At 55.1% G+C, this 1,496-nt stretch carries 1 protein-coding gene; it reads right to left on the bottom strand.

Features of this window, described 5'->3' with window-relative positions; genetic code table 11:
• Positions 1-1,496 (bottom strand): SDR family NAD(P)-dependent oxidoreductase (locus BMZ78_RS18360; RefSeq protein WP_139203377.1); only part of this gene is annotated, 1,496 nt, incomplete at both ends.

A 1,496-nucleotide genomic window follows, 5' to 3' on the forward strand; every position in this document is an offset into this window, starting at 1 on the left:
AAGTGGTTTCGTCGTTTTCACCAGCACCATCTGATTGACGGGGCCAGCAAGCAGGATCTCCAAATTCTCCATCGCTTCCGGCGGTTCTATTGAACCGATCCCCTGTTCCATCATCCGCTCCTGATACTCTCTCTTCGACACGATGCCCACACTGCCCCAGTATCCCCAGTTCATTACCTTCACCGCACATGGCCACTCCCGCGCCAGCTGATGGGCATACGCATCCTTGAAGGTGCAGCCTGCAGAGTAGTTGCTCTGTCCCGGTGATTTCATAAAGGAACCTATCGAGGAGAAAAACATAACAAAATCCAATGCTTCCTTCCCAAACACCTGGGCCATCCGCACACTGACGTCAACCTTGGCCGACAATGCGGCCCGGAAGCGCTCCTCTTCCATATTGGCCAGACTCTTATCCTGCAACACAATGGCGGAATGAACCACCCCGTGGATCTGGCCATATCTCTCTTTGATTTCCTCATATGCCCGCCGAAGCGCCTGTTCGTTCGTCGCATCCGCCGTAATATAGTGGGGAGCAGGCCCAAGAGCTGCAAGGCGATCCAGCTTCGCCTGAATCGTCTCCTCTTTTTCCCGCCGCCCGATCCAGATGATCTGCGCCTGATAGGTTCGGATCATGTATTCACTCCATACCTCTCCAATGCCGCCAGCCCCTCCGATCACCACATACACGCCGCCTGATCTGTACAGCGTCTCCTCCGTCCGGGGGGCATCGAGCGGAAGCAACTGTTGCCGATACCATTCCTGTTCACGATACACCCACGCATTGCCCTGGGGATCGGCGGGCAGGGCAAACATGTCGGCTATTGGCCATTCTCCTTTTGCTTCCAGATCCATCAACCGTATCTTCCAGTTGGGATATTCCTTGGCCATCGAACCAACCAGGCCGTGAATACTGGCATGCGTGGGGTTCACCACATCAGTCGGATGAATCGGCTGGGCCTGAATGGTGATGACACTCCAGCCCAGCTCCCGGCTCCCATATCCCAGGCGAAGCAGCGCTTTGATCAGCCGGAAGAGCTGGATTACCCCGCTGTTTTGCTCTTCCACCATGGCATGATCATCCAGGGTTGCCGCAGTAGCAGGCGGAGCCACCCAGATGAGATGATCGATCCAGCCACAGGCTTTCACCTTTTCTGCCATCTGGTCAATGGAATCCTCTTCCTGAAACAGAAGAGTATGCGCCTGTGGATACTCTCGTTGGATTGCATCCCTGTGTTCCTTGGTTCCTCCCACGATCACAATCCGTTCTGTCCGGCCCGAAACAGGTTCCCCTTTTGGAATCGGGACAGAATCCCAAACAGGGACGAGCTGGTGGGTTCCTGCCGGCAGCTTGCCAGAGACCCTGGTACGGTCTTCCTCATTCCCATTTCTGCCACCTGGAATCTCTCCTGACAGCGCCCGGGAAGAGAGTTGCCTGATCTGAACACATATCCTTCCCTGCTCATCACAAAGATCGATATCCAGCTTCTCTACCTGAT

It is taken from the genome of Thermoflavimicrobium dichotomicum (genome assembly GCF_900114055.1).
Lineage (GTDB): Bacteria > Bacillota > Bacilli > Thermoactinomycetales > Thermoactinomycetaceae > Thermoflavimicrobium > Thermoflavimicrobium dichotomicum.